Below are 10425 nucleotides of genomic sequence, written 5' to 3'. Positions count from 1 at the left end.
TTCTTCTTGCTCATCAGTATTTGGGAGGTAAACCACTTTTCCTACGATTTTGCCTTCGTCTACTGGCATGATAACGAGTGTGTCTTTGAGTGGACTAACAGCTACACCATTAGCATCAACTAATGAGATGTCAAAGAGATCATAGTCTTGATCCTTAAGCACATTTGGTGTACTTGGGTCTTTAGTTTCTTTATGCCCAACACTGATGCCCTCGATAGCTGCGATTTCGCCAACCTCTAGTTGAACCATGACACCTGACGCATCATCTTTTAATTCACGTTTTTCCGTTGAGAAGACTAGTTCTGGTAAGTCATTAACGACACCACTACCATTGCTAAACTCGATAGATGGTTTATCTTCATTAACAGCACCACTGCCATTTGTAAACACAATGGATGGTTTATCTTCAGCTGTTGGAGCAGTGTCTGGTACTTTTGATACTCTTTCTTCTTGGATAATTTCAAGAGCATCAATAGCAGCTTGGAGACTTGTCATTGCTTGACTAACAGCAGCTTGATTGCTATCTGTTGCAGCTATAATAACTTTAGCATTATCTAGAGCTTGTTCTAATCCTTTAACAGAATCGGTCGTATAATGACTTGCAAGTTCTTGATGAGCTTTCCCTTCAAGAGCAAGTTCTCTGAGTGGTTTTTTAATATCACTTTGAGCAACCATAATTTCTGCCGCAGAACCAAAGCCTCCAAAACCAGAAGTAACGTCTAATTTAAGATAGCGAAGTTCCTCTGTTGCAAAAGCGATTGTTTTAGTTGAAGCATCATCTGAGAGGGTACCTTCTTTAAGTAGATGATATTCATCAGCGTCTGCTAATTTACCATAGAGTTTGTAGCCTGTAATATTACCATTTTTAACTCCTTTTCTTGGCACATAAACGAGTTTGTCTACGTGATGAGGAGCTGTCATATCAATTGTAATACTTGCAGGGAGTTCTTGCTTACTTGGTGACCACTTCGTATGCCAAATTGTTGATAAGTCATTATCAAAGGCTTTATCTGCGGTACCATCTGCATTTTCATTGTCACTAGTTACTTGCCATCCGGCTCTATCTAGATAACCTCCCTCAGATTGGTATTGATTGATAACTAGATCATCAATCATTCCCTTAAGAGATTTTGTCTTACTACCGATAAATTGCGTTGGTAATACCAAAGTAGCTGAAAGGCGACCTGTTTGTGATTGAGAAAGAGTATCAACTAGATTATTGTTGACATACAATTCTGTTCGACCTTCATAACCTCTAAAGGTTAATTGCACCCATTCATCTTTTGGTAAGGTGTAGTTGAATGAATAATCATAGTTTTCAGCTGAAAATCCTACTTTACCAGTTTCTTTTTGAACCAGTTTAAGAGCTGTATGACCATTTTCAGCTAGGATTTGTTCACCTTCTGCATCAGCATCTAATTTCACCCAAACAGAGAAGCTATTATTTGGTCCAACTGATGTGATTGGTGTTTCAATGTAACTTTCTCCTCCATTGAAACGAACAGCAGTCTTGTTCTTACCAGCTTCATAATCAACATTCTTAGCTGTTACACCATCATTATTATTTCCTGATAGATCTTCTAAATTATTTAAATCAAAGCGATAACGGCTAATAACTGATGATTCTGAAGCAACTTCTTTGTAAGGATTTTGCTTAGCAGGTTTACCAATAGCTTCAACTCTAGCCGTTAAATCACGGTAATTTCCGACTGCTCGGTTACCCCACATTTTAGCAGCTAAGGCTGGGAGTGATTGTTCAAAGCCTTTATAGACATCATAATCTTGGACACCATTAGCTCTATTTCCAATCAAGTCATTCCAAATCGCGAAAGCTGCTCCAAGCATTTGTTTAGAACCTGCCGGAATAAGGGTATTACCCATCTTATTAGCTTCCCAATTGTTGTAGAGTGCTTCACTATTTAATAAGTTTTGATAATAGTTTGCACCTGGAACCCAATAAAGTGAAGAGTCTAAAGTATTGATAAGTTTATAGCCTTTGTTATACATGTCAGATGGTCTTGCCCATCCTTCACTCCAGATATTCATTTCAACACCATCAACTTGAACTGGTGTTGTTCCTGGTTTAGCAGTTAGACTACCCCAGAAACGAGGTGTTTTTCCTTTACTAATAGCATATTTCAAGAGACTATCTGTGAAGGCACGGAAAGCTTCATTATTGCCTTCAAATTCATCAACACCCATATGAATAACATCAGTTGAACCAAAGACTGGATTATCACCATCAAGGTACTCATCCCAAACACTCTTCACAAACTCTAAAGCTTCAGGATTACTTACTTCTAAATGGTCAACCCAACGTCTGACACTCTTATCAGTCATTGTTAAGTCTGGTCTTACCTTAGTAAAGGCCAAAGCGTGAGCTGGAGCATCAAATTCTGGAACAATCTGAATGCCACGATTCTTTGCAAAGAGCATTAAATCTCTAAATTCTTCTTTAGTGTAGAAGAGATCTTTAGCGGTTAAATCAGCCTTGTTAAGACCGTTATTGCCACCTTCTTTAATGTCTGATTCAAGACGGAAAGCAGAATATGCACCATAAGGATTGTCAGTATTTTGATATTCTTCCACCCAGATATAATTATCATTTAAGTGAAGTTGGAAATCATTGTACTTATACCATGATAAGCTCTTAACCATGTCTTTTAAGGTTGATAGTTGTACTGGTTTACGTCCAACATCAAGAACAAAGCCGCGACGAGCATATTTTGGATAATCTCTTGCTATCCCTTTAGCAATTTGCTCTGGATTTTGTTTTAAAACTTGAAGAAGAGTTTGAGTTGACCAGAAAGCACCAGTTTTATGACTAGCTTCTACTTTAACAACATCATCGATGGTCATTAAGTAGCCCTCTTCTTTAAGACCTGGGTGAGTTTCATTCAACTCAAAATAGAAGTCTCCTGCGATTGGAGTCGTGTCATAAACAATGGCAATAGTCTTGCCCGTGATAGCTTCATAATCTTCTTTAAAGCTTTGAGCAGCATAATCAAGAGTATTTTTATCTTTAGGATTAACCACAATGCGAGCTGACTCATTAACCGTAAAGTGACCAGTATGACCTTTCCACTCTGCAATACCTGGTACAACTGGAAGAACCGCATTGTCTTCATTTGTCACTTCATATTGACCTTTTACAACAATCGAATAGGCTGGTGTTTCGTACGTTTCATCACCTCTTGTCAATTTGTAGTTGACTTGAACTGTTGTGTCTACTAGTGGTTGATAAACAGTTAAATCATAGTCAATAATTTGTTCAAAATCAGCACCAATAAAGCTAATGTCAACATCCGCCGGAACTGTAGGCAGAGTCCAATTTGTCATCCCTTTAGTAAGTTCTGGAAGCACTAATTCATTAGCAATATCTCTTAGAGATTTAACAGTTTTTGTAACAATTGGTTGGCCATAAACTTCAAAATCAAATAGTGAAACAGTTGCCCAATCAACGACTTGACCAGAGCGATTTTCTGCACGTGAATCAAAAGCTTCAATCAATACTTTAACATGACGCGCTTCTTGAGGATTATCTAAATTGATTATTTCTTTTAATTCACTCGGTTTTCTCGTTAATGTTTTAACAGTTGTCCATGTTTGGCCGTCCTGTGAAATTTGAATCTTATATTGACTAGCATTTTGACGTTCCCAGTTTAAAACAACTGAAGCAACTTCTTTAGTTTCTCCTAAATCAACTTGAATTGATTTTGTGCCTTGGCCAACACTACTTGCCCAACGAGTTGTTGAATCACCATCAACTGCTTTGTCAGCACTTAGACTTGTTATTTCATTACCATTTGAAGTTGCCTCTTTTTGATGAGCTAAATCTTCAATAGCTTCTGTGCCGATGATTTGGAATTCATATAATGAAACAGAAGGCCAATTATCTGAACCACCATCAAATCGATCAACAGTGAGTTTGACAAATTGGGCAGTAATTGGATGAGTTAAACTAATAGTTGTGTCTAATTCATTGTAGGTATCGTCTGTTTTACGATAAGCGGTTTGATAGCTACTACCATCTGCAGAATACTCAATATGGAAACCTTTAATATTGGTTCTTTCCCAGTTGATAACAAAAGAATCAATAGTTTTTTGAGTACCTAGATCAACATTGAGAACTCGAGGTGTTTCACCACGATTGGTTGACCAACGTGATTGAGATGTTTTGTTACTTTCTTCGCGATTAACAATACCATCTATTGCCTTATCTGCACCCCAGAAGTCACGTTCTGTATCACTAGCGGTTACTGCTGCACCAATTGCAAGGTTAATGCGTTGGGCTTTAAGTGCTTCAGGATTTGTTGTTTCAGGTGTTTGAGGGTCTACTGGTGGTGGTGTTGTGCCGTCTGAAACCACCCTGAGACGAACCTCACTAGCTGACATGAAGCGATCTGTTTGAGATGGGGCATCACCCATAGTATGAATCCCTTTTAATCTCACATAACGGGCATCAACATCATCAAAAGCAACTTCTTGCCATGATTTTACATCGTCAAAACGACCTTCTTTAACCTTTGTCCAGGTGACATTATCACTGCTGACAAGAATTTCATAATCTGTGACTTTACCATTGTTACTACTGTCTTGACGGGCCATGTAAGCTAAACCGTTTACTTTTTGGACACTACCTGCATCTAATTGAATCCACAAGTTTTCTCTTTCAGTACCAGCCCATGCACTATGCCAGATAGTATCTAGGTTAAAGTCTTTAGCGTTTCCAATTTGGTTGCCATTTCTTGGTTCTGTAGAACCAGCTGTTAAAACAACACTATTTCTTGATAAATAACGACTATCAGTATCAGTTGCCGGACTCTCAGTGATAAGAGTTAAATTATAAACTAAACGACGTGATTTATCTTCTGATTCAGTAAATAATCTAAATTGATTATTTTTGATTGGAAGAATAGTAACTGCTACGTTTTTGTCTGTATTGCTTGCAACAATTTCACCTAGTTCTGCCTTAATAGACATGTCTTGTGAAATTTGGTTAGCAGAAACAGTGTAATTACCTATTTTTAGCCTATTGATGCTAGCATCTGAATTTTGGGTGAAGGTTTCGATGGCTGTCATTAACTGAATTTCTACAATACCTGTTGATGGCTTACGATTATTAGCTAATGTTTCATCAGAGTTTTCGATGTGAACATTAAAGATAACTGCTGGTGTTATATTCTCTAATTGGTAAGTTATCTTAGTTAAGCCACCAACTGTTTCTCTATTAACAATAGTCGCAGAAACATTTTCTGCGTTAGCACCTGGACCTGTACCCCATGAGAAAGTAGTTGCTTTAGGAAGACGAAGTGATGTACTATCTTGATGATAGTAAACTACAACCTGAGCTATATTTTGAGCAGTATCATATCTAAAGGATAAGGTTGAATCCTTGTCACCTCTTTGAGCAGAATCATAGTTTGACCAAATCGTTTGGTTTGGTCCACCATTTGGATTAGTAGAAACCACTAAACTACCATCTTTAATCGCTTGGAGATTGTCTGATGTTGTTCCTGTTGTATCCTCTGTCAATTGAACAACTGCAGGTGCGACGTTTTGATCAATTTGTGTTGTTTTTCTAGCCACACGAATAGTTGCTTTAACTGGTAATTTATCACCCAAGACATTAGCAACACCTTCAATCGTTACAAGACCTTCTGTGTTAAATCGCGTATCTTCTGGAGTATTCCATGTTACTGGGAATTGTGCACTTAATAGTGTTCCATCAGCCAGATAAGCTTGTACTTGGGCTGGTAATTGTGGTTTTTGACCAACTTCTGAAGCAAAACTAATATTTTTAATCGCTGCTACTTGATCGATGACTGAAACAACAATCTCTGCATTAGTGTCAAGATTTTCAATTCTACCTTTAGCAACAAAAGTCGTACCTGCTTCTAAACCTTGAGCAATAGCTTCTTGGTCAAAGCTTAATGTTTTTTCTTCTTCTGTGCCATCAGTATAGCGAACAATTACTTTATCTGGTAGAGAAAGTGGAGTTCCTTTTTTAATATACATGGTCTTAGAAAGATAATAACTATCAATCTTTCTATCATCAGTATTTTCTTGTCCAACTACAGTAAAGCTTGCACTTGAAGAATTTAGTCCTACAGAAGAAGCTGTTACTTTCACTGTACCAGTCTTACCTGTCATTCTTAAGATAGCAATTGCTTTACCTGAAAAGGCTTTACGATTGTTATCTTGATAAGATTGATGGTCAGTCGCATCACCATTGTCCATAGCCACTAATTCCGCAGGTCCTTCAACAGCAATTGTAATAAGGTTATTGGCATCAGCAACAAAGTTTCCTTCTTCATCTTGAACTTCAATTTCAACATAAGCAAGAGAATGATCTGTTGCTTTTTCAGGATTCTTAGTAATAGTTGTAATTAATTTATGAGCTGTACCAAAAGTGGTTACTTCTTTATTACCAATAGTATCATTAATTAGCTGACCATTAGCATCATAAGCAATAGCTCTTAGTGTACCATCTTCATAAGGAACTGTGAAGGTGAGGTAGAGATTTCTGTGAGCTGTATTTGACTTATCATCACCTTTATAGACTTGATAAGTGTATCCTGCTTGCGTTGTTTCTTTAGTAAATTTCTTTCTGCCAAGAGATCTCGTTTCTCCTTGTTTATTGATAAATTGTAATTCAACCTCAGCGGCATTAGAATAAACAACAACTTCAACATTATTTTGGTTGTCTTTTTTAACAACTGATTCTTTCCAAGCCGGTAACACATGTAATGTTGTGTCTTTTGTGTTCCATTGGCTACGGTAGAAATAGTAAGAATCTTTTGGTAATCCTGCTGTATCAATAATACCAAAGTATGAGCTCTTAGGTAGGGGATCACTGAATTTTGCTCCAGAAGTAGTGTTATTCCATGGTGTTGGTTCTCCTAAGTAGTCAAAACCAGTCCAGATAAATTCACCTAAAACAAAGTCACGAGTAATAACATCATACCAAGCATCACTAGCCACTTTGCCCCATGAAACGGCACTTTGATCATAGGCTGTTAATTGCTTATCAGAACGTTGTTCATCACCTTTAACATTATAAATACCACGGCTATTGACAGCAGAAGCTGTTTCAGAACCATAAATAATCCAATGAGGATTAGCTGCATGTCCCTCATCATATTGACTACCGCTGGCATAGTTATAACCAACAATTCCTTTTGGTCCTTGTGTTCTATTTGTTAAGGCATTTGCCATGCTAATAGATGTTTGATGGTTATTTTTAAGTTTATTGTCTCCCAAAGTAGATGGGCGAGTTCCATCAACTTCATCAACCCAATTCATTAAATTAGTAATAATTTCTGTGTATCGAGATGGATTACCATTATGTCCTTCAAGTACCTCATTACCAGTTGACCACATGATGATGGAAGGGTCATTTAGACCACTTTTAACCATTTGTTTAATATGGTATTCTGCCCATGTTTGTTCCGCATTTTTTGCACCATTTAAGTGTTGTGCTGTTTCTCCTAATTGTTGATCAAACCAACGAGCATAGTCATAGGTGTTACCATTTTTTGCATGGATCCAAGTGTCAAAGGCTTCATCAATCAACATCATTCCTTTGCGGTTAGCAATGTCTTTCATGACACGTGCAGAAGGATTATGGGTCACACGGACAGTATTCACACCCATATCTTTTAGGATTTCAAATTGTCTTTCAACAGCATCATAATAAGCTGATGCTCCTAAACTCCCTTGGTCATGGTGCATACTGACACCTTTTAGTTTCATCGCTTGATTGTTTAATTTAAAACCAGTATCGGCATCAAAAGAAACAAATCTAAAGCCAACTTCTTGCTGGTTGGTTTGGATTTTTTGACCATCTTTATAGACTTCTGTTTTAAGCACATATAGATTAGGATTATCTACTGACCAAAGTTTAGGATTAACTAATTTGAAAGTACTATTAAGGGTGCCAGTTTGATTTGCTGAGATGGCTAATGAGTCACTTAAATCAGTCGTATGTACCTTACTACCTAAACTACCATCTACATTGCGTTCAAATAATATAGCTTTAATTTGAACATTAGCCACATTGCTATCTTCATTGATAATTTGAGCACTGATATTAACTGTAGAACCATCTGCTTGATCATGAGTTGTTGCAAGATCAGGTGTCTTAACAAATACCCCATACTCTGCTAAATGTACTTTTGGTTCAAGATTTAGATGCACCGAACGATAAATACCGCTACCAGAATAAAAACGTGAGCTTGGTACTTTATTGACTACTTTCACAGCCAATGTGTTTTCTTCATTAATGTTAAGATGCGGTGTCAAATCAAAACTAAAAGCATTATAACCATAAGGGTGTACTCCTAGTGAAATACCATTTATAAAAACTTCTGTTTCCATATAAGAACCATCAAACTGAATGCTGACGCGTCCATTTGCAACCTCATCATTGACAGAAAATGATTTTCGATACCAACCTATCCCTCCTGGTTTATAACCACTTTCGGCTTCACCATTTGTAGTATAATCTTGCGTTAAACTAAAATCATGAGGTAGGTTAAGAGTCGACCAGCTAGAATCATCAAATTCTTTACCTGAGGCACCTGCAACTTCACCCAAATGGAATTTCCAATCATTATCAAAATTCACATTTTGATCTGTCTTGGTAAAATGATTAAATTTATGCCATTCTTTAGGTGAAGTGCTAACACCTGCTGTTGTTTGAGAGTCTTTCTCATCTGTAACATCAGTGTTCTCTTTTGATTCTGTATCGTCAGTTTCCTCACCACTAGCATCTGAAGTGTTAGAATTAGCAGAGTTATTAGATGTTGATCCACCATTTGTATCATTACTATCAGTTGTATTAGAACTATCCTCAGTATCTGAGGTATTATCTTTTTCCGAGTCTGCCTCAGTATCTTGTGATGAATCAGAGCCATTTGATTCACCTTCTCCAATTAATTCAATCATTTCTAATTGAATGTTATACATTGTACTTAAGTTAGGAATTGTTTTTTCTAATTCTAATTTTAAAGCATCAAGTCTTTCTTGATATGCCTCAGGATTTGTTGCTAATCGAGCATAATCCTCTAAAGTATTATAAGCTCCTTGATAGGCTTCTACAACTGCATTTTTAGATAAAATCTGTGGTTGACTACCTAAAATGAAAAATTGATCAATTTGAATACCAAAATTTTGAGCGTTATCATTTTTCTCAGAATCTAAACGAATAGTCAGAGAGTGAATACCTTCTTGAAGACCATATAAGGTAACCAATTCTTGATCCACTATTCTTTCAGTTGCTTTACCACTAAAATATTTTACACCATCAATAGTTGTTGAATGTCCAAAACCATCCTGAAATGGTAGTGTTTGCCCATCTAGTTCAACAGTGTAAATACCATGACTTGGTGCTAATTGTCCTATAACTTCAATACCAGTTCCATTAAAAAACAAGGTTGCACTGATATCACTTTTATCTTCATTTTTAGCAAAGTTACTCCATTTATTTTTTTGATTAGTTTCAAACCAATTACCATTGTAGATAACTTCACTAGCATTATCTTGAACACCTATTTTAGTCTCTTCTGTTGGTGTCTCTGGAATTTCTTCTACATTTTCTTCTGAAGAGTCTTCTGAAGTAGGTTGTACAGAATTTTCAACTTCAGCAACTGGTGTTCTACCTTCTTCATTTAAAGAAATAACTGTTTCTTCTGTTGATGTTTCAACTACCACAGGAGAAGCCTGAACTACTTCAGATTCAGAAATTTCTGGTTGTATTTCTTTTGAAGTTATTTCTGGTGTAGCTGTTATTTCTGGTGTTGCTATTTCAGTTGTATCAGCCATTGCCACAGCAGGATTTGCTCCAAATAAGAAAACCCCAACAACTACCGATCCAACTCCTAAAGTAGTTTTTCTAATGGAATAGTGAAAAATTTTATTCCAATTTGATTCCTCATGTCGATTCATAAATCCCTCCTAAAATTTCAAAAAGTAACACTGTTTTTGTAAGCGTTTTTACACTAAATATATTAACATACTTAATTTGTTAATTCAATAATAATTCGACAAAACTCAACAAAAATAAACATTCTTATCACTTGATAATTAGTCTTAAAATATTTGAAAACAAAAGTATTACACAATATTTCGATTATTTTTTTAAATCATAAAAAGACAAATCAGTTAACTGATTTGTCTTTTTGTTTTAGAGAGAATTGCTTAACAATTATAGTTCAGTACGGCGCTTTTTTCTACCATAGCCGTATAAAGCTAATGATGATAAAGCTAATATGGTTCCTAATACTGCTGAGTTTGTCCCATCACCAGTATTTGGTAAGCTCTTAGCTGCTGTTGAAGAAGTTTGGTCAACTTTCTTCTCTGACATACCTTTATCCTTATTACCTGCTTTACTACTCATTGGCATTAACTTGCCTTCAAAAGCTG

The 10425-nt window shown here is 36.4% G+C and carries 2 protein-coding genes; both read right to left on the bottom strand.

Annotated features, from left to right (window positions below; all coding sequences use genetic code 11):
- Window positions 1-9948: discoidin domain-containing protein (locus tag A3I1_RS08210; RefSeq protein WP_051069673.1), on the bottom strand; the 9948-nt coding region annotated here is incomplete at its 3' end.
- Window positions 9949-10207: 259 nt separating this feature from the next.
- A partial coding sequence (locus A3I1_RS07840) for an LPXTG cell wall anchor domain-containing protein (protein ID WP_033376320.1) occupies window positions 10208-10425 on the bottom strand: 218 nt, incomplete at its 5' end.

The organism is Streptococcus marimammalium DSM 18627, from assembly GCF_000380045.1.
Taxonomy (GTDB): domain Bacteria; phylum Bacillota; class Bacilli; order Lactobacillales; family Streptococcaceae; genus Streptococcus; species Streptococcus marimammalium.
Note: the sequence above shows the minus strand (reverse complement) of the source record. Positions and strands in the feature narration are given on the sequence as shown.